Annotated in this window: 18 protein-coding genes; 11 read left to right on the top strand and 7 right to left on the bottom strand. The window is 68.2% G+C overall.

The genetic code is table 11. The features are described from left to right. Positions 1–46 precede the first annotated feature (46 nt). From ACFQEV_RS12620 to ACFQEV_RS12585, 8 genes are all read left to right on the top strand, one after another. Positions 47–991: an ABC transporter substrate-binding protein gene (locus ACFQEV_RS12620; RefSeq protein ID WP_379696514.1), complete on the top strand. Its 945-nt coding sequence runs from the start codon at positions 47–49 to the stop codon at positions 989–991. A 57-nt stretch (positions 992–1048) separates the two neighbouring features. Continuing rightward, positions 1049–2146, top strand: a complete 1098-nt coding sequence (gene hisC / locus ACFQEV_RS12615) for a histidinol-phosphate transaminase (protein ID WP_379696511.1) — start codon at positions 1049–1051, stop codon at positions 2144–2146. After that, positions 2143–2655 carry an adenylate kinase family protein gene (locus ACFQEV_RS12610; protein WP_379696509.1) on the top strand — a complete coding sequence of 171 codons (513 nt, stop codon included), beginning with the start codon at positions 2143–2145 and terminating at the stop codon, positions 2653–2655. The genes hisC and ACFQEV_RS12610 overlap by 4 nt, the downstream gene beginning before the upstream one ends. Continuing rightward, a complete protein-coding gene (locus tag ACFQEV_RS12605) occupies positions 2652–3251 on the top strand; it encodes a CDP-alcohol phosphatidyltransferase family protein (RefSeq protein WP_379696506.1) in 600 nt (199 codons plus the stop codon). Before ACFQEV_RS12610 ends, ACFQEV_RS12605 begins: the two co-directional genes overlap by 4 nt. A 57-nt stretch (positions 3252–3308) precedes the next feature. Further along, positions 3309–3839, top strand: a complete 531-nt coding sequence (locus ACFQEV_RS12600; protein ID WP_379696503.1) for a multiprotein bridging factor aMBF1 — start codon at positions 3309–3311, stop codon at positions 3837–3839. A gap of 174 nt (positions 3840–4013) precedes the next feature. Continuing rightward, complete coding sequence (locus ACFQEV_RS12595; protein ID WP_379696500.1) at positions 4014–4151, top strand: hypothetical protein; 138 nt, start codon at positions 4014–4016, stop codon at positions 4149–4151. Positions 4152–4254: 103 nt separating this feature from the next. Further along, the gene (gene tpiA, locus ACFQEV_RS12590) at positions 4255–4899 is read left to right on the top strand and encodes a triose-phosphate isomerase (protein ID WP_379696497.1); all 645 of its coding nucleotides are present in this window, start codon (positions 4255–4257) and stop codon (positions 4897–4899) included. Between the two features lie 195 nt (positions 4900–5094). Continuing rightward, positions 5095–5298: a HalOD1 output domain-containing protein gene (locus ACFQEV_RS12585; RefSeq protein ID WP_379696494.1), complete on the top strand. Its 204-nt coding sequence runs from the start codon at positions 5095–5097 to the stop codon at positions 5296–5298. 77 nt (positions 5299–5375) lie between these two features. Here the strand turns inward: ACFQEV_RS12585 and ACFQEV_RS12580 are convergent, their stop codons facing one another. The 6 genes from ACFQEV_RS12580 to aroC all read right to left on the bottom strand — a co-directional run bounded on the left by ACFQEV_RS12580 (position 5376) and on the right by aroC (position 13529). Continuing rightward, the gene (locus ACFQEV_RS12580; RefSeq protein ID WP_379696492.1) at positions 5376–7133 is read right to left on the bottom strand and encodes an ATP-binding protein; all 1758 of its coding nucleotides are present in this window, start codon (positions 7131–7133) and stop codon (positions 5376–5378) included. Between the two features lie 73 nt (positions 7134–7206). Next, the gene (gene dinB, locus ACFQEV_RS12575; protein ID WP_379696489.1) at positions 7207–8604 is read right to left on the bottom strand and encodes a DNA polymerase IV; all 1398 of its coding nucleotides are present in this window, start codon (positions 8602–8604) and stop codon (positions 7207–7209) included. A 169-nt stretch (positions 8605–8773) separates the two neighbouring features. Beyond that, entirely contained in the window at positions 8774–9202 is a 429-nt protein-coding gene (gene lrpA1, locus ACFQEV_RS12570) for an HTH-type transcriptional regulator LrpA1 (RefSeq protein ID WP_379696485.1), read from the bottom strand. Between the two features lie 105 nt (positions 9203–9307). Continuing rightward, complete coding sequence (locus ACFQEV_RS12565) at positions 9308–10246, bottom strand: thiamine pyrophosphate-dependent enzyme (protein WP_379696482.1); 939 nt, start codon at positions 10244–10246, stop codon at positions 9308–9310. A gap of 3 nt (positions 10247–10249) precedes the next feature. Further along, complete coding sequence (locus ACFQEV_RS12560) at positions 10250–12148, bottom strand: 2-oxoacid:acceptor oxidoreductase subunit alpha (RefSeq protein WP_379696479.1); 1899 nt, start codon at positions 12146–12148, stop codon at positions 10250–10252. 229 nt (positions 12149–12377) lie between these two features. After that, a complete protein-coding gene (gene aroC / locus ACFQEV_RS12555; protein WP_379696477.1) occupies positions 12378–13529 on the bottom strand; it encodes a chorismate synthase in 1152 nt (383 codons plus the stop codon). Between the two features lie 277 nt (positions 13530–13806). On the opposite strand from aroC, the gene nadA reads away from it, so the two are divergent. The 3 genes from nadA to nadC are packed head-to-tail and all read left to right on the top strand — an operon-like array spanning position 13807 to position 17355. Then, positions 13807–14946 (top strand): quinolinate synthase NadA, encoded by a 1140-nt coding sequence (gene nadA / locus ACFQEV_RS12550; RefSeq protein WP_379699855.1) that lies wholly within the window; start codon positions 13807–13809, stop codon positions 14944–14946. After that, positions 14943–16514, top strand: coding sequence for an L-aspartate oxidase (locus ACFQEV_RS12545; RefSeq protein WP_379696474.1), 1572 nt, complete (start codon positions 14943–14945; stop codon positions 16512–16514). Before nadA ends, ACFQEV_RS12545 begins: the two co-directional genes overlap by 4 nt. Positions 16515–16521: 7 nt before the next feature. Next, positions 16522–17355 (top strand): carboxylating nicotinate-nucleotide diphosphorylase, encoded by an 834-nt coding sequence (nadC, locus tag ACFQEV_RS12540; RefSeq protein ID WP_379696471.1) that lies wholly within the window; start codon positions 16522–16524, stop codon positions 17353–17355. A 37-nt stretch (positions 17356–17392) separates the two neighbouring features. Here the strand turns inward: nadC and aroA are convergent, their stop codons facing one another. Then, entirely contained in the window at positions 17393–18691 is a 1299-nt protein-coding gene (gene aroA, locus ACFQEV_RS12535) for a 3-phosphoshikimate 1-carboxyvinyltransferase (RefSeq protein WP_379696467.1), read from the bottom strand. Positions 18692–18773: the final 82 nt, after the last annotated feature.

Genomic DNA, 18773 nt, shown 5'->3' with positions numbered 1-18773 from the left:
CCGTTCGAAACCAAATGCACTTGTCTCCGCCGACGCACGTCGTCGTATGCGCCGACGCCGCTATCTGGAAGCACTCGGGGCGACCGGACTCGTCGCCGGGGCGGGGTGTCTAAGCGGGGAGAGGGAGGGAAGTCGGTCGAACGCCGCCTCGGTCGGGTCGACTTCGACGGCGGAGGCGGCGGGCGCGGAGACGCGGACGCTGACGCTCGCCACCGCGACGACGGCGTACGACACCGGACTGTTGGACGCCCTCCACCCGGCCCTCCGAGAGCGGTTCGGCCTGCGGGTGAAGGTGCTCTCCCTCGGGACGGGCGCGTCGCTCAGGAGGGGACGCGACGGCGACGCCGACGCCGTTCTCGTCCACGCCCGCGGGGCGGAGGACGAGTTCCTGAAGGAGGGGTTCGGGGTCAACCGCCGGTCGCTGATGCACAACGACTTCCTCGTCGTCGGGCCCCCCGACGACCCCGCCGGAGTCTCGGCCGTCTCCGACCCCGTCGCGGCGTTCGAGCGAATCGCCCGCGCGGAGTCGCTGTTCCTCTCCCGCGGCGACGAGTCGGGGACCCACCGCCGCGAACGAGCGATTTGGAGACGCGCAGACGCCGCGCCGGGCGGCCGGTGGCACCAGGCGACGGGCGACGGCATGGGCGACACCCTCCGGCAGGCGGGGCGGCGCGGCGCGTACACCCTGACCGACCGGGGGACGTACCGCGTCTTCCGGGAGGAGATAGGACTCGACGCGTTCGTCGAGGGGCCCCTCGGCGGCGGGTCGGAACTCCTCCTGAACGAGTACGGCGTCATCCCGGTCAACCCCGCGAAGCGCGACGTCCGGTACGAACTCGCCATGCTGTACGTCGGCTTCCTCACCGGTCCGACCGGACAGCGACTGATTCGGGAGTTCCGGCCGGGCGGCGACCCGCTTTTCCTCCCCGACGCCCTGTCTTCGGACCCGCAGTTCGACCAGTACGTCCCCGCGTCCTACCGCGGCGGGTAGGCCGCCGCCGTCCGGTGTAAGCACCCTTAAGAACCGCCGGGAGTATCGTTCGACCATATGATGCCGAGGGACCTCTCCGCGCACGAGGCGTACGTACCCGGGCGCGGGACCGAGGAGGTGGCCCGCGAACTCGGGTTGGACCCCGACGAGTTGACGAAGCTGTCGTCGAACGAGAACCCCCACGGGCCGTCGCCGGCGGCGGTGGCCGCGGTGGAGGACGCCGCCCCCGACGTGAACGTCTACCCGAAGACGTCGCACACGGACCTCACGGAGCGACTGGCGGCGAAGTGGGACGTCTCGCCCGAACAGGTGTGGGTCGGACCGGGCGCGGACGGCGCGCTCGATTACCTCTCGCGGGCGTTTCTCGAACCGGACGACCGCGTGTTGGTGCCGACGCCGGGGTTCGCCTACTACTCGATGTCGGCGCGGTACCACCACGGCGACGCCGCCGAGTACGCCGTCTCAAAGGACGACGACTTCGCGCAGACGGCCGCCGGAGTCCTCGACGCGTACGACGACGAGCGAATCGTCTACGTCACGACGCCGCACAACCCCACGGGGTCGGTGATGGCCCGCGACGAGATAGTCGAACTGCTCGAATCGGTCGAAGACCGCACCCTCGTCGTCGCGGACGAGGCGTACGGCGAGTACTCGGCGGAACCGTCGGCGGTCGAACTCCTCTCGGAGTACGACAACCTCGCGGTGACGCGCACGTTCTCGAAGGCGTACGGCCTCGCCGGCCTGCGCATCGGGTACGCCGTCGTCCCCGAGGCGTGGGGCGACGCCTACGCGCGGGTGAACACGCCCTTCGCCGCGAACGAAATCGCCTGCCGAGCCGCCCTCGCCGCCCTCGACGACGAGAAACACGTCGAGGAGTCGGTCGAGACGGCGGCGTGGGCGCGAGAGTACTACCGCGACGAACTCGACGCGCGGACGTGGCCCTCCGGCGGCAACTTCGTCCTCGTGGAAGTCGGCGACGGGACGGCCGTCGCGGAGGCGGCGCAACGCCGCGGCGTCATCGTCCGCGACACCTCCAGTTTCGGCCTGCCGGAGTGCGTCCGCGTCTCCTGTGGGACGCGCGAGGAGACGAGACGGGCCGTGGAAGTGCTGAACGACGTCGTCGCCGACGTCGCCGCGGAGGGGACGCGGGCGTGACGCGCGTCGCACTCACCGGCACGCCCGGAACCGGGAAGACGACGGTCAGCGAGGCAGTCGCCGACAGAACCGGGCTGGACGTGATCCACCTCAACGACGCCATCCGCGAGGAGAAACTGTTCACCGAACGCGACGCCGAACGGGATTCGCTCGTGACCGACTTGGACGCCGTCGCCGAGTGGTTGGGCGAGTGGGACGGCGTCCTCGAATCCCACCTCGCGCACCACTTCGACGCCGAGGCGGCCGTCGTCCTGCGCTGTCACCCCGAGGAACTGGAACGCCGACTGCTCGACCGGGGCGAGACCGAGGCGAAGGCGCGCGAAAATGCGGAGAGCGAAGCGCTCGACGTGGTTCTCGCGGAGACCGTCGAGCGGTTCGGCGAGGACGCCGTCTACGAGATAGACACGACCGACCGGGACCCCGAAGCCGTCGCCGAGGACGTCGTCGCCGCCGTCGAAGGTGAGACGGACCCGCGCGTCGGCACCGTCGACTTCATCGACTACCTATGACGCTCGACCAGTACCGCTCCGTCGCGGACCGACTGCTCGACCCCTTCGTCAGCGTCGCCGACCGCCTCGGCCTCTCGCCGGACGGCGTGAGCGTCGTCGCGTTCGGGTTCGCCGTCGCCGCCGGCGGCGCGTTCGCGGCCGCCGACCCCGTCTGGTACGCCCTCGGCGGCGTGTTCGTCTTCCTCAACGGCTGGTTGGACCTCGTCGACGGCGCACTCGCGCGGGCGCAGGGCGTCGCCAGCGAGGGCGGCGACCTGTTGGACCACGTCCTCGACCGGTACGCCGACATCGCCATGCTCGTCGGCCTCGCGGCGGGCGTCGGGTCGTGGGCCCTCGGCCTCGCCGCAGTCACGGGCGTCCTGATGACCTCCTACCTCGGGACGCAGATTCAGGCCGTCGGGCTGGGCAGAGAGTACGGCGGCCTCGTCGGCCGCGCCGACCGGTTGGCGCTCATCGGTATCGTCGCGTTCGTCGCCGCGGCGGTCCAGAGCCTCCTCGGCTTCCACCCCGTCGAACTACTGCTGGGTTTCTTCGCGGTCATCGGCCACTTCACCGCGCTCCAGCGGTTCTGGGGCGCGATGAGCGACCTCACCTGACGAATCCGACTACTTCGCGTCGTGCCTTTTATATCGCGCCCTCGGCTATGAGATGGTATGCCCCAATGCGAGATGTGCGGCAAGGAGCGACCGTCGCTGAAGACGGTCAAGGTTGAAGGGGCCGAACTCGAACTCTGTGACGACTGCGCCGAGTTCGGTACCGAGGTCCGCACTGAGTCGAGTTCCTCGTCGGCCTCGACGAAGTACTCCACGTCGAGTTCTTCGTCCTCGTCCTCGTCGAGTTCCTCCGGCGGAACCGGAGGCAGTTCCGGCGGGTCGAAGCGCCGACGCCGGGACATGTTCGACGACATGGACGAAATCGCGGCGGACTACGACGACCGGATCCGCGAGGCCCGCGAGGGACGCGGCCTCAGTCAGGAGGACCTCGCGCAGTCGCTCAACGAGAAGGCGAGCCTCATCCGCAAACTCGAACGCGGCGACATCCTCCCCCCGGACTCCGTCCGGAAGAAACTGGAGAAGAAACTCGACATCTCCCTCGTCGAAGGCGCGGACGACGACGAGGAGGAGTGGTCGGGCGGTTCCTCCACGACGACGACGCTCGGCGACGTGGTCAAGCGCAAGGACTGAGCGGACCGCGACGCCCCGATTCGACGCGTTCTTTGGACACCGACTCCCTCCAGCGGTGGCGCTACCCGTGCGACGCCTCCGGCCGAGTCGTTTCGGGTAACCGACGGCTGTTGATCTTCCGAGTGAACGCGGCATCCTAAGTGACCCGAGGGGGCACCGACCGAGACGAGTAAGATGACGTACACAGTGACGTGCATCGAGTGCGGTCTCCGGCGAGAGGTGGGCGAGTTGGACGACGTTCTCGACGTTCGGGAGACGCACCGGGAGGAGTGCGGCGACCGACATCGTGTCGAGTTCAAGTTGGTCCAGTAACCCGCTTTCCTCGTCTCTCCGATCGACTTCCCGTTCGAGAGAAGTTCCGCGGAACCGACGCCGAAGATTAACCTATTTCTCGGCGGAGACCCGACACGAACGCGTGTTCATCCTCGTCAATCTCAAGGCGTACCCGTGCGACCCCATCGAAGTAGCGACCGCGGCCCGCGAGGTGTCCGAGGAGTCCGGCGTCCGCATCGCCGTCTCCCCGCAGGCCGCCGACATCGCCCGCGTCGCCGAGACGGGCGTCGAAACGTGGGCACAGCACGTGGACCCCAACGGCCACGGAAGCCACACCGGAAGCACCCTCGCCGAGGCGGTGGCCGAGGCCGGTGCCGAAGGAACCCTCATCAACCACTCCGAGAAGCGACTCAAACTCGCCGACATCGACGGGTCCGTCCGCGCCGCCGAACGCGCCGGACTCGAAACCTGCGTCTGTGCGAACAACCCGGCTCAGATCGGTGCCGCCGCGGCCCTCGGTCCCGACTCCGTCGCGGTCGAACCGCCGGAACTCATCGGCGGCGACGTCTCCGTCGCCACCGCCGACCCCGATATCGTCGAGGACGCCGTCGAGGCGGCCGAGAGCGTCGACGAGAACGTCGAGGTGTTCTGCGGCGCGGGCATCTCCTCGGGCGACGACGTCGAGGCCGCCGGCGATCTCGGCGCGACGGGCATCTTGCTCGCCTCCGGCGTCGCCAAGGCCGACGACCCGCGCGCGGCCCTCGAAGACCTCGTCGAACCGCTGTAATCGGACGCGAACCGCCCTCGGTCGAGGCGCTTTCGGGCGACTCGCGGGCGTCCCGAGCGGACACCGGACGTATAATCCCCTCGCCTTCGGGCAGAATTCAACGTCTGACGAACGCTTATGTCATGGTAGATGCAGCGAGATGACGTATCGGAATCAGAGAATTTGAACAAGTCAGGGACGAACGCGGGGGCGACGATGCGCGCCGTCGTCGAAGCGGTCAGTGCCGCCACGGACGTGCCGGCGGTCGAGCTGCCGCCGTTGTACTGGGCGGTGGACCCCGACGCCTTGAACGCGCTCTTTTCCGCACCGGACGCGAACGGGGAGATTACCTTCCGGTACGCCGGGTGCGACGTGACCGTCCGAGCGGACAGGACCGTGGATGTCTCGACCGGCGTTTGAACCCTTCTCCGCCCGCGGTCGGCTTCGACGCCGGCAGCGACGATTCGGTCGTCGGTCGCCCTCGATTCGACCGCGGCTCAGTCGTCAGCTTCGACTTCCGCGTCGGCGTCCTCGCCGTCGGCCGGGTCGCTCTCCTCCTCGTCCACCATCGTCGGGACGAACGACCGTTCGACGGCGGAGACCACCTCCCGGAGTTCGCCCTCGTCCAAGCGGTCGGCGAACTCCTCGCGGACGAGATCCGGTAGCGCGTAGGCGTACCGCCCGCGGCCGACGTGTTCGACGAACCCGGCGCGTCGGAGGGGGGCGTTCCGCCCGTATGCGAGGTGTTTGTCGCCCACCTGCCCGGCCGCGACGTGGGCGTCCACCGGGTCGCAGGCGTCCACCTCGCGGTAGAACGCGAGCATCCGACGGGAGACGGGGTGCATCGACCGGACGACGTTTCGCAGTCGCTCTATCACGTCCTCCCGCCCGGTCAGGCCCGCGAGGTTCTCGTGGGCGCGTTCGGGTTCGACGTCGAACTCCTCGCCGGCGGCGTCCGTCGCCGCGACGTCGAGCCCGGGGTACGCGCCGGCGGCCGCCGAGGTGACCGCGGCGTCCACCGCCTCGCCGTCCACCGCGTCGTCCGCGGGGGCCGCCTCGTCACCGTCCGCGGGCGTGGGCGCGTCGCCCGTCGCGGAGGCGTCCGTCGCCGCGTCGTCCGCCTCGTCGTACTCGCCGAGTGCGGCCTGTTTCTCCGTCGGTCGCTTCAGGTTGCGTCCCTCTCCGCCGCGGTACGGGGCCTCCGCCTTCCGGAACATCGCCTGCGCGAACTGGTCGGCCATGTTCGAGAGGTCCCGAGCCTCCTCTAACTCTCGCTCCAGTTCGCGGATTCTCGCCTCCTTCTTGTCCAACTCCTGTCTGAGTTCGGCGATCCGGCTCTCCCGGCGCGCCTTCTCGTCGGAGATGTTCTGCAGTTCGGAGACGAGGTTGCCGTCCACGGACTTCAGGTCGGGGCGTTCGAAGTCGTCGAGTCCGGGCGTCGCCCCCGCGTCGAACGTCTGTTTCTTCCTGAACTGGACGCGGCGGATCGACTCCGACCAGTCCGTGACGAGGAAGCCCTCGCCGTTGCCCATCTCCTCGATGGCGTCGGAGTACTCAGAGCCCAAGATTCGCCCGACGACCTTCGTGTCGTTCTGCCACGTGAGTCGGTGCCAGACGAGCCAGTCGCACTGGGTGATGAAGTCCTTCTTCACGTCGGCGGGGCGTTGGCTGATGCCGACGATGCCGAGGCCGTGTTTTCGGCCCCGCTTGCCTATCTTGATGAGCATCTTCCCGGCCTCGTCCATGCCGCCGCCCTCGGGGATGTACTCGTGGCACTCCTCGACGAGCATCAGGAACGGCTTCTTCAGTTTCTTCTCCTTCGCGAAGAGGTTCTTCGCCACCTCGGTGACAAGTTCCTGCGCGTCGCCCTCGTCGAGGTAGCCCGACACGTCGAGGATGATGGGCACGTTCTGTTCGAGTGCCAACCCCGCTATCTTCTCTGCGTGCTCCGAACTGACCTGGATGTCGCACTCGTCGTCCGCGCCGGCGTGGAGCAACTCGAACTGCTCTTTGAGGCCGTAGTACTCCCCGTCGGTGTCCACGATGAGGACCGGGAAGTTGTTCGACAGCAGTTTCTCGATTATCACCGACGCGGTGTTCGACTTCCCGGACCCGGACTTCCCGGTCACGAACCCGCGGCCCGTGAGGATGTCCACGACGGGGAGGTCCACCTCGGTCCCGGGTTCGGCGTCCCCCTTGCCGCCGACGCCCTCGCTTATGTCCGCGACGGTGATCGTCTCGGTATCCTCCGTCATCTACCCGACGCGTCATCGTCGCGCCTCATAGTTCCTCCCTTCCCGTCCGCCGCCCGTCAGACGCCGGCGAGCGCTACTCGAACTGGCCCAACGACGCCTGCCCGTCGGCGTCTCCGGCGGCCTTCGACTCCGATTCGGCAGCCGACTCCGCTTCGGAACGAGACCCCGCCTCCGCCTCGAAGTCGGTCAGCGTCGGCGACCCCTCGGAGTCGCGCGTCGCCGTCCCGCCGTCGGACTTCGCCGCCGCGGGGGTCGTTCCCGCGTCCGTCTCGGCTTCCGCCGACGCCGACTCCGACCCCGCCGCTTCCCACCCGTCGAGGCTCGACTGGTCGGCGTCGGCGAACGAGAGGTTCGAGACGCGGACGCCCACCTTCCGCGCCGCCTCGTCGTCGAACTCCGAGAGGAGGTCGAGGGCGACGTCCTCGACGAGGGGCGGTTCGTCCACCGGCCCCGACAGCGACCGTTCGCGCGTGTTCACGTCGTACGGCGGGAGGACCACCTTGATGCCGATGGTGCGGTACATCGCGCCGCGACTCCGGGCGCGTTCGGCCACGTCCGCCGCGAGTGCGGACACCACCTCGCGTTTCTTCTCGGCGTCCGTCGTCGCCTCGGCGAACGCCGACTCCCGCGAGAGGCTCTTCGGTCGGCCCGCGGGCGTCACCTCCCTGTCGTCGTCGCCGCGGGCGCGACTGCGGAGTTCACGTCCCCGCGACCCGAACTTCGACGCCACCTCGTTGGGGTCCGCCGCGGCCAACTCGCCCGCCGTCTCGATGCCCATCTCGCCGAGTTCGCGGGCGGTGACCGGCCCGACGCCGTGCACCTCCTCGACGGAGAGGGGCGCGAGGAAGGAGCGTACCTCGCCGGGGCGGACGACCACGAGTCCGTTCGGCTTGTTGTAGTCGCTGGCCACCTTCGCGGCGGACATGTTGGGCGCGACGCCGACGCTGGCGGTGACGCCCACCTCCCTGTCGATTCGCTGTTTCACGTGGCGGGCGAACCCCTCCGCGAGCGTTCGGTCGCCGTCGGGCGTCGTCTCCCACGACGTTCTGTCGGTCACGTCGAGGTACGCCTCGTCGATGCTCACCTCCCGAACCACGTCGGCGCAGTCGTGGAGAATCTCCTTGACCTCCGCCGCGACGGACTTGTAGTACTCGATGTCCACGGGTCGGTAGTACCCCGCCTCCGAGGGGTCCTCGGCCGTCTCGACGCGCGGCAGGCGGTCGAGGGCCTGCGAGATGGGTTGCGCGCTCTCGACGCCGTACTCCCGCGCCTCGTAGCTCGCCGTCGCCACCGCGCCGAACGTCTCGCCGGACTCGTAGCCCATCCCGACGACGACGGGTTCGCCGCGGAGTTCGGGTTCGCGGAGGCGTTCGCAGGAGGCGTAGAAGCAGTCCATATCGACGTGGAGGACGATACGCGGCGCTCCCGACTCGTCGCCGTCGTCCACACCCGGAAGCGTCTCCCCCGCCATCACCACCACGTGGGTACCGGAGGGTACTGAGCGTTCCCAAAGCGGAGTGAAAGTGGTTCGCGCCGACCGGTCGCCGTCGGGGAGCGTCCGCTATCGGGTCGGCGGTCGGCGAGAGACGAGTGGGCGCACCCGCGAGAGAATCAGACCGGAGGACGCGGGCGTCGAATCCTCACTTCAGTCGCTCCTGCAGGAACGACGGGTGGGCGGCGGTGACGCCGTCGATGTCGAGTATCGACTCGGAGATGACGTCGCCGAGGGCGTCGCCGTCGGCGGCCCGGACCTCCGCCATGAGCATGTGGTCCCCGGAGGAGGTGTAGAGGGCGTCCACCGACTCTAACTCCTTCAGTTCCCGCGTCGCCTCGACGTAGCTGTCCGAGGAGACGTCGATGCCGACGAGAGCGATGGACTGCCCGGAGAGCTTCTTCGGGTCCACGTCGGCGGAGTAGCCGACGATGACGCCCTCCTCTTCGAGCTGCTGGATGTACTTCCGAACCGTGGGTTTCGAGACGCCCGCCCTGTCCGCTATCTCGGCGTACGACGCCTGTGCGTCGTCCTCCAAGACGGCGAGGATGCGCCCCTGCGTAGACGTGGCTTCCATGGAGGTAGCTTTTGCTCCACGGAAAAAATATGTTGCGAATGCGAAAACGGTTCTCCATCCGACGGAAAACGCCGCGCGAAGGGCGTCTGGGCCGCGAGCCGACCGTTACTTGTGCTTGTCGAGCCACATGTCGTGGGAGCGCTCCCACTCGTGGTCCTCGTCGAAGTACCGCTCCGCCAGCGGTTCTTCGGGCATCTCGCCGATGCGTTTCTTCTCCTGCTGGTAGGAGAGTCGCTCGTCGTCGATGTAGTACCGGCCGGTGAGGACGGTTCCCTCGTGAAGCGCGTTCTCCGTCTCGTACATCATCTCGGAGGCGGACCGCCGGTCGTGGACGTCGATGTCGTAGTCCTCGGACTCGTTGATGTCGATGTACGGGACGTACTGCTTCGCGTCCTTGTTCCACGTCGGACACTGCGTGAGGAAGTCCACGTGGCTGAAGCCGTCGTGCTCGATGGCTTCGACGATTATCTCCTTCGCCTGGTTCGGGTTGACGGCCGCGGTGCGGGCGATGTACGAGGAGCCCGCGTTCAGGGACATCGAGAGCGGGCGGATGGGGTCCTTCGCCGAGCCGTGAGGCTGGGTCTTGGACTTGTGGCCCTTCGGCGACGTGGGGGACGTCTGTCCCTTCGTGAGGCCGAATATCTCGTTGTTGAACACGATGTGCGTGAGGTCGTGGTTCTCACGCGCCGTGTGCATGAAGTGATTCCCACCGATACCGTAGTTGTCGCCGTCGCCGCCCGCGGCAATGACGGTCAGGCCGTCGTTCGCCATCTTCGCGGCGCGGGCGATTGGCAGTTCGCGTCCGTGGATGGTGTGGAATCCGTAGCTCTCGAAGTAGCTGTTCAACTTGCCCGAGCACCCGATGCCCGTGCAGACGAGCATCTCCTCGGGCGAGAGGCCGAGTTCCGCCGCGGCACCCTTCAGGGCCTTCAGGACCCCGAAGTCGCCGCACCCCGGACACCACGTCGGCTGGGGTTCGACGCCGGGCGTGTACTCGTTTCGGTCTCTCTCTTGTTCCTCACCGATTGCGCTGAATGCACTCATTGGTTAGTCACCCGCTGCAGGGACGTATTTGGTCTCGTGGCCGGAGATCTCTCCGTCCTCGACGATGCTCGTGATGAACCCGCTGACGATCTCGTCGGGTTCGAAGGGGTTGCCGTTGAACTTCAGGAGGCTCGACAGCTTCTCGCCGAAGCGACCGGTCTCCTTCTGCGTGAGGCCGCGGAACTGCGCCGAGGCGTTCATCTCGACGACGAGACACTCGTCGACGCTCTCTAAGAACTCGCTGACCTGGTCGACCGGGTACGGAGCCAACTCGGAGACGCCGAGCGCCTTGACCGAGTGACCCTGTTCGTTGAGTCGGTCGACGGCCTCCTCGACGGTCCCCTGCTGGGAGCCGAACGTCATGATGCCGTACTCGGCCTCCTCGGGGCCGTAGTGGGTGTTCGCGCTCTCCTCCTCGCTGTCGAGTTCGGCGCGGATGTTGTCGAGCTTCCGCATCCGGCGACCCATCTGGTGGACGCGGTTGTCCGGGTCCTCCGAGATGTGTCCGGCGGGCATGTGCTCGTTACCCGTCGCGAGGTAGCGGCCCTCCTTCTGGCCGGGGATGGAACGCGGACTGACCGCGTTCTCGCCGTCGTACTGGAAGCGGTTGAACTTGCCCGAGGCGTCGTGGGGCGCGTCCTCCAGTTCCGCTTCCGTCAGGATCGAACCGAGGTCCGGATTCGGCTCCTCGTCGAAGACGCTGGCGGGAACGTTCCGCAGTTCGCCGCCGTTCTTCTGGTCGTACAGGACGATGGACGGAATCTGGTACTCGTACGCGATCTGGAACGCGCGTCGCGTCTGCCTGTACGCCTCCTCGGCGTCCGCGGGCGCGAACACCACGCGGTGGGAGTCGCCCTGCGACGTGTACAGGACGTGTTCGAGGTCGCCCTGCTCGGGCTTCGTCGGCATCCCGGTCGAGGGACCGGCGCGCATCGCCTCGACGAGGACGACTGGCGTCTCGGTCATCTCGGCGAGGCCGAGCGGTTCGGACATCAGCGCGAACCCGCCGCCGGACGATCCGGACATGGCCTTCACGCCCGCGTGGGACGCGCCGATGGCGAGGGCCGCCGCGGCGATCTCGTCTTCGACCTGCTCGGAGATGCCGCCGACGTCCGGAAGGTTCTGCGACATGATGGTGAACACTTCCGTCCACGGCGTCATCGGGTAGCCCGCGATGAAGCGGCACCCTTCGTCGAGTGCGCCGTAGGCGATGGCGTCCGACCCCGAGAGGAGCACCTGCTCCTCGTCGTGTTCGCTCTCCGGAACCGAAATGTCCGGCGCGTCGACGTCGTACTCCTCTTGGACGAGTTCGTACGCGTCGTCGAACACGGTCATGTTCGGTTCGAGGATCTTCTCGGGCATCGCGTCCGCCATCAGGTCCTTGATGACGTGCGGTTCGATGTCCGCGATGGCGCACGTGACGGCGACTCCGGCCGTGTTACGCATGACCTCGCGCCCGTGTTCGCGCGCGATGGTGCGCAGGTCGATGTCGTAGACGTGCCAGTCGTTCTCTTCGACCCGTTCGTCGAAGTCCTCTATCTCGGAGGCGTCGAGCAGACCGGAGTCGTAGATGATGACGCCGCCCTCTCGGAGTTCGTCGAGGTTCTCCGAGAGCGGTTTTACCTCCTCGTTGCCGTAGTAGGCGTTCTCCTGCGGGTTCCGAGCGAAGGAGTCGCCCAGCGCGAGGAGGAAGTTGTAGCCGTCTCCGCGAGACCGAACGGGCTCGTCGGAGACTCGTACTTCCGTGTACGTGTGACCGCCGCGGATGCGCGACGGATAGTGGCGGTGCGTGAATACGTGGAGCCCCGACCGCATCAGGGCCTTCGCGAAGTTCTGGCTCGTCGAGGCGATGCCGTCCCCAGAACCGCCTGCGATTCGCCAGATGAGTTCGTGGTCAGTCATATGTTGAGCTCACGGCCCGCGTGGGCCACTACCGAAAACTTTCGCTACGAGGCGATTAAAGCCTTTGCTATGGAATAACAAGGAAAGATAATGATAGTCCTAATATGTCTACATGAACCACCCTAATTTCCTCGGAAAGTGGACGTTCGTCTGGTCGATTCCGAGGTACAGGCGGCAGTTACTACCCGAAAGTGGGTAAGTTCTCCGGCCGAAAGAGGGTCCGAGTCGGCTACTCGTCGCGCGGACTGCTCGGGTGGTAGTCGGTGTCGTACTCGCCGGGTTCGTCGTCCATCCGGTCGGGGTTGATGCGGCCCGAGAGGAGCATGAAGTCCACGACGGTGAGGTTCAACATCGCCTCGACCACCGGGACGGCCCGCGGCGGCAGAACCGGGTCGTGGCGGCCGACGACTTGGATGTCCTTCTCCTCGCCCGTCTCCCAGTCTACCGTCTTCTGCTCCTTCGGGATGGACGTGGGCGCGTGGAACGACACCTCGCCGTAGATGGGTTGGCCGGTGGTGATGCCGCCCTGCAGGCCGCCGTGTTTGTTGCCGACGGGGGTGGGGTCGCCGTCCTCTCCGAACTCCCAGTCCTCGTTTCTGTCCTTCCCGGTCCACTCGCGGGCCTCGCGGCCGAGTCCGTACTCGAAGCCCGTCGTCGCCGGGACGGCGAGCATCGCCTGTCCGAGTCGCGCGGGGAACGAGTCGAACCGCGGCGCGCCGAGTCCGCGCGGGACACCTCTGGCCTCGAAGTAGACGGACCCGCCGATGGAGTCGCCTTCCTTCTGGTACTCCTCTATCTTCTCCATCATCCGCTCGGCCGTCTCGGGGTGGGCGCAGCGAACGTCGTTCTCCTCCGCGTGTTCGAGCATCTCCTCGAACGTGACCGGCGGCGCTTCCACGTCGCCTATCTGGTTGACGTGCGCTTTCACCTCGACGCCGTGTTCGGCGAGAATCTTCTGCGCTATCGCGCCCGCGGCGACCCAGTTCACCGTCTCCCGGGCGGAGGACCGACCGCCGCCGCCCCAGTTCCGCGTCCCGAACTTCGCGGAGTAGGTGAAGTCACCGTGACTCGGGCGCGGCGCGGTGACGTACGGTTCGTACTTGCCGGACCGGGCGTCCTTGTTCTCGATGACCATCCCGATGGGCGTCCCCGTCGTGTACCCGTCCTGCGTCCCCGAGTTGATGACGACGGCGTCGGGTTCGCCGCGGGAGGTGGTTATCATCGACTGACCCGGTTTCCGCCGGTCGAGTTCCTTCTGTACGTCGTCCTCGTCGAGTTCCAGCCCGGCCGGACACCCCGAGACGGTCACTCCCATGGCGTCGCCGTGACTCTCGCCGTAGGTGGTGACCTGGAAGAGTCGGCCGAATCGATTGCCGTTCATTACCTCGTCGGTCCGTTACCCGGGCATTTAGGTTTTGTAGAAAGGCGCAATCGTGGAACGGGCGGCGGACGCCGACGCTTCCGTCCCGGAGACCGACGCGACGGACGGTTCGGCGGCGTCTCTCTGCGTTTCTCCGCCGAGTAATCGGTCGGGCGTGATGTGCGACTGTGAGCCGACGGAGTGCGGAGACCAGTGGAATAAGTCCCCAACCACCCCCATTGAAGGAAAAATATTTTCAATACCGGCGTTGATAGACGTGTCAACGCAGTTCAAAGACATGCCGGAGATGGAAACCACCCAGTTCGAGACGGACCTCAGTCTGTTCAAGTACGACGGCTTAGAGCGGCTTCCGCCGGCGTACCGCGGGTTAGACGAGGCCGAGCGGACGAGACGAATCGAGGCGGCGCGCGACGAACTCGGCGACGACGTGGTCGTCCTCGGCCACAACTACCAGCGCCGGGAGATCGTCGAACACGCGGACTTCGTCGGCGACTCTTACCAACTCTCGAAGGAGGCGGCGAACACCGACGCCGACTACGTCGTCTTCGGCGGCGTGACGTTCATGGCCGAGTCCGCCGATATCATCACCGACGACGACCAGTCGGTGATTCTGCCGAGCATGGAGGCGTCCTGTCCGATGGCCGGGATGGCCGAGGCGCTACAGGTGGACGCCGTCTGGGCCGAAATCGCCGCCGCCGCGCCCGACGCGGATATCGTCCCGGTGACGTACATGAACAGTTACGCCGATCTGAAGGCGTTCTGCGCGGAGCAGGGCGGACTCGTCTGCACCTCCTCGAACGCCCCCGAGGCCTTCGAGTACGCGTTCGAACGCGGCGACACGGTGCTCTTCCTGCCGGACAAGCACCTCGGCGAGAACACCGCCCACCGACTCGGGATGGAGGACCGAACCGTCGTGTGGGACCCGTGGAACCCCGACGGCAGAGACGCCGCCGACGTGGTGGACAACGATATCATCCTCTGGGACGGCTACTGTCAGGTCCACGAGCGATTCCGCGAGTCCCACGTCGAGGCGATTCGGGAGGAACGACCGGACGTCGGCGTCGTCGTCCACCCGGAGTGCCGCCGCGAGGTGGTCGAGGCGGCCGACGTGGTCGGTTCGACGGCGACCATCCGTCAGACCGTCGCGGACGCCGACCCCGGGGAGGCGTGGGCCGTCGGCACCGAAGTCCACCTCGCGAAGCACCTCGACCGGTGGCACCCCGACGTGGAGGTGCTCCCGTTGTGCGGCGACGCCTGCATGGACTGCAACGCCATGCGGCAGATAGACCCCAACTACCTGACGTGGGTCCTCGAAGAACTCGCGGCGGGCCGCGAGCGCAACGTCATTGAAGTCGCGCCCGAGGAGAAGCGACTCGCGAAGGTCGCACTCGACAGGATGCTGGAGGTGGACTCGTGACCGACGAACCGGCGGCGGGGTCCGACGACCGCCGCGAGACGGACGTGCTGGTCGTCGGGTCCGGAATCGCCGGCCTCGCGGCGGCACTGGGAGCCGCGCGGGAAGGGGCCACCGTCACCGTCGCGACGAAAGCCACGCGACCGGCGGACGCCTCGTCGTGGTGGGCGCAGGGCGGTATCGCCGTCTCCCGCGACGATCCGGCGCAGTTCAAACGTGACGTCCTGACCGCGAGCGACGATACCGCCGACCCCGACGCCGTGGACGTCCTCGTCGAGAACGCCGATGACGCCGTCGAGGACGTGTTGCTCGACACCCTCGGGGTCGAGTTCGACGCGGACGGGGCGGGGTACGACTTCGGCCGCGAGGCCGCCCACGACGAACCGCGAATCCTCCACGTGGACGCCTCGACCGGCAAGCACGTCCACGTCCCCTTCCTCGACTACCTCGACGCCCGCGACGACGTGACGATTCTGGAGGACACCGCGGCGCTCGAACTCGTCACGCACGAGGGCAGCGTCCGCGGCGCGATGCTCGAACGCGACGGGGCGGTGACACCGGCCGTCGCGGGGGCGACGATTCTCGCGACGGGCGGCATCGGCGATCTGTACCCCCGTTCGACCAACCCCGCCGGTTCGACCGGCGACGGCGTCGCCATGGCGGCACTCGCCGGGGCGGACGTCGAGGACATGGAGTACGTCCAGTTCCACCCGACGGTCTACGCGCCGCCGGACGGCGACGGGACCGGCGACGGAGACGGGGACGCCGGAGCGACCGACGGTGCCGACCCGTTCCTCGTCAGCGAGGCCGTCCGCGGCGAGGGGGCCGTCCTCCGGAACGCCGCGGGCGAACGGTTCATGCCCGACTACCACGAGGACGCCGAACTGGCCCCGCGAGACGTGGTCGCGCGGGCGGTCCGAACCGAGCGGGAGGCGACCGGAGAGGTCGTCTTGGACGTCTCGCCGGTCGAGTTCGCCGAGGAGTTCCCCGACTTGGCCGCGACGTGCGAGGACCGCGGCGTCGAGTGGGCGTCCGGAATTCCGGTCGCGCCGGCGGAGCACTTCCTCTGCGGCGGCGTCGCCGTCGATTCGGTCGGTCGCTCGTCGCTCGACCGACTGTACGCGGTCGGCGAATGCGCCCGGACCGGCGTCCACGGCGCGAATCGCTTGGCTTCGACGTCCCTGCTCGAAGGACTCGTCTGGGGCCTCCGCGCCGGCGGCGACGCGGCCGGTCGCTCGCCGGAGGCGGTCGAAGTCCCGGAACTCCTCGACACCGATCCCGAACTTCCGGACGCCTTCGCGAGCGAGAAGTTCGTCCGCCTGCGCCGCGCGATGGGCGAGTACGCCGGACTGCGGCGTCGGCCGTCGGAACTCGAACGGGGGCGGGCGGCGCTCCGCCGACTGAAGGGGGAGGTGGACGCCTACGTCCGCACGCGGACGACCCGTTCGCTGTACGAACTGCGCTCCGCGACGGTCACCGCCCTGTTGGTGATGCGGGCCGCCAGCGAGAACGACCGGTGCGTCGGCACCCACAGCGTCGTCGAGGAGTCGGCGGAGCCGAGGGCGGAGTGACGGACCGATGATTCCGAACTCCACGGTCGAAGTGTGGCTCCGCGAGGACGTCGGACACCACGACGTGACCAACGACGTGCCCGGCGAGACGACGGGGCGACTCGTCGCCACCGAGTCGGGAGTCGCCGCCGGCCTCGACGCCGCGAGGGCCGTCTTCGAGTACTTCGACGCCTCCGTCACCGAGAGCGCGGCCGCCGGCGACGAACTCGACGCGGGGCAGACGGCGCTCGAAGTGGAGGGCCCCGCCGAGGACGTCCTCCGCGCCGAACGCGTCGCGGTGAACGTCGCCGGACACGCCTCCGGCGTCGCGACGAAGACACGCGAGGCGGTCGAAGCGGCGTGCGAGGTGGACGGCGGGTCGGGCGTCAGGGTCGCCGGCACGCGGAAGACGACGCCCGGACTCCGCGGCGTCGAGAAGCGCGCCATCGCCGCCGGCGGCGGCGACACGCACCGACTCGACCTCTCGCACATGGTGATGGTCAAGGACAACCACATCGCCGAGCGAGGGCTCGAACCGGCCGTCGAACGGTTCCGCGAGCGCGCCTCCTTCGCCACGAAAATCGAGGTAGAGGTGGACGACCCCGGGGACGCCCCGCGGGCCGCCCGTGCGGGCGCGGACATCGTCCTCTTGGACAACATGACCCCGGAAGCGACGGCGCGGGCGGTCGAGTTGGTGAACGACGCGGCCGCGGAACTGGGCCGGGAGGTTCGCACGGAGGCGTCGGGCGGCATCACCGTCGAGACGGTCCCCGACTACGCCGCGACGGGCGTGGACATCGTCTCCATGGGGTGTCTCACCCACTCGGCCCCGGCCTTGGACTACTCCTTCCGAACCGGCTGACTCGCACAGGACCGTTCGGGGGTCACTCCTCCCGGAGTCACTCTCGCCGGAGTTCGACGCCCAGCGACTCCATCGACTCGAAGAAGTCCGGGAACGACACGTCCACGTGCTCCGCGCCCTCGACGGTCGTCTCGCCCTCCGCGACGAGGCCCGCGACGGCGAGGGACATCACGATGCGGTGGTCGTGCCGTCCGTCCACCCGCGCGCCCGAGAGCTCCGTCTCGCCGCCGTGAACGGTGAGGCGGTCCCGCTCTTCGGTCACCGACGCGCCCATCTTTCCGAGCTCCTCGGCCATCGCGCTGACTCTGTCTGTTTCCTTGTACCGGACGTGTTCGCAGTTCTCGATGACGGTGTCGCCCTCCGCCGCCGCGCCGAGCGTCGCTATCGTCGGCAGGAGGTCGGGGGTGTCGCCCACGTCCACCGTCGTCCCGGTCAGGTCGCCCCGCGAGACCGTGATCTCGCCCGCCTCGCGGTCCCACGACACCGCCGCGCCCATCGAGTCGAGGATATCGACGATGGCGCTGTCGCCCTGTGCGCTGGGGCGCGCGCCCTCCACGACGACGGACTCGCCCCCCTCGGCGGCGACGGCCCCCGCCGCGAGCAGGTACGACATCGAGGAGAAGTCGCCCGGGACGGCGTACTCGCCGCCCTCGGGGGCGTACGACTGGCCGCCCTCGACGGCGAACCCCGCCTCGGTTCGCTCCACCTCGACGCCGAAGTCGTCCAGCACTTCGACGGTGATGTCCACGTACGGCGCGGACTTCAGTTCCGTCTCCAACTCCACCTCGGCTCCCTCGTCGGTGACCGCGCCGGCCATCAGCAGGGCGGTGATGTACTGCGAGGAGACGTCGCCGGGGATGGAGACGCGCCCGCCGGGCGTCGAACCGCCGACGACGAGGGGGGCCCGTCCGTTCCCGCGCGTGGACTCGCCGCGCCCGCCGAGGTCCTCGATGGCCGAGAGGAGGGGTCCCTGCGGGCGCGACCGAAGCGAGTCATCGCCCGTCAGGACGACCAACCCGTCCGCGAGTGCGCCGCAGGCGGTGACGAGGCGCATCGTCGTCCCCGAGTTCTCGCAGTTCACCACGTCGTCAGGGACGCCCGGGCGGCCCCCGAACCCGGAGACGACGAGGTGGGTATCGTCCTCCGCGCGTTCGACGGACCCGCCGAAGGCCTCCACCGCGCGCATCGTCGCCTTCGTGTCGGCGCTGACGAGGGGGTCGCGGACGGTGGCGTCGCCTCCGTACCCGGCGGCGAGGATAGCCCGGTGGGTGTAACTCTTCGAGGGCGGCGCCCGCGTCCGTCCGCGGACGCGGGAGTTCGAGATGGTGACGTTCATGCGCAGGGATGACGCGGGGTGAGGCATGAGGGTACCGGAAGGGGCTACGTTTCGACGTTTCGGAAGGTCCGGGCGACCGTCG

The organism is Halopelagius fulvigenes (genome assembly GCF_042662625.1).
Taxonomy (GTDB): Archaea; Halobacteriota; Halobacteria; order Halobacteriales; family Haloferacaceae; genus Halopelagius; species Halopelagius fulvigenes.
Note: the sequence above shows the minus strand (reverse complement) of the source record. Positions and strands in the feature narration are given on the sequence as shown.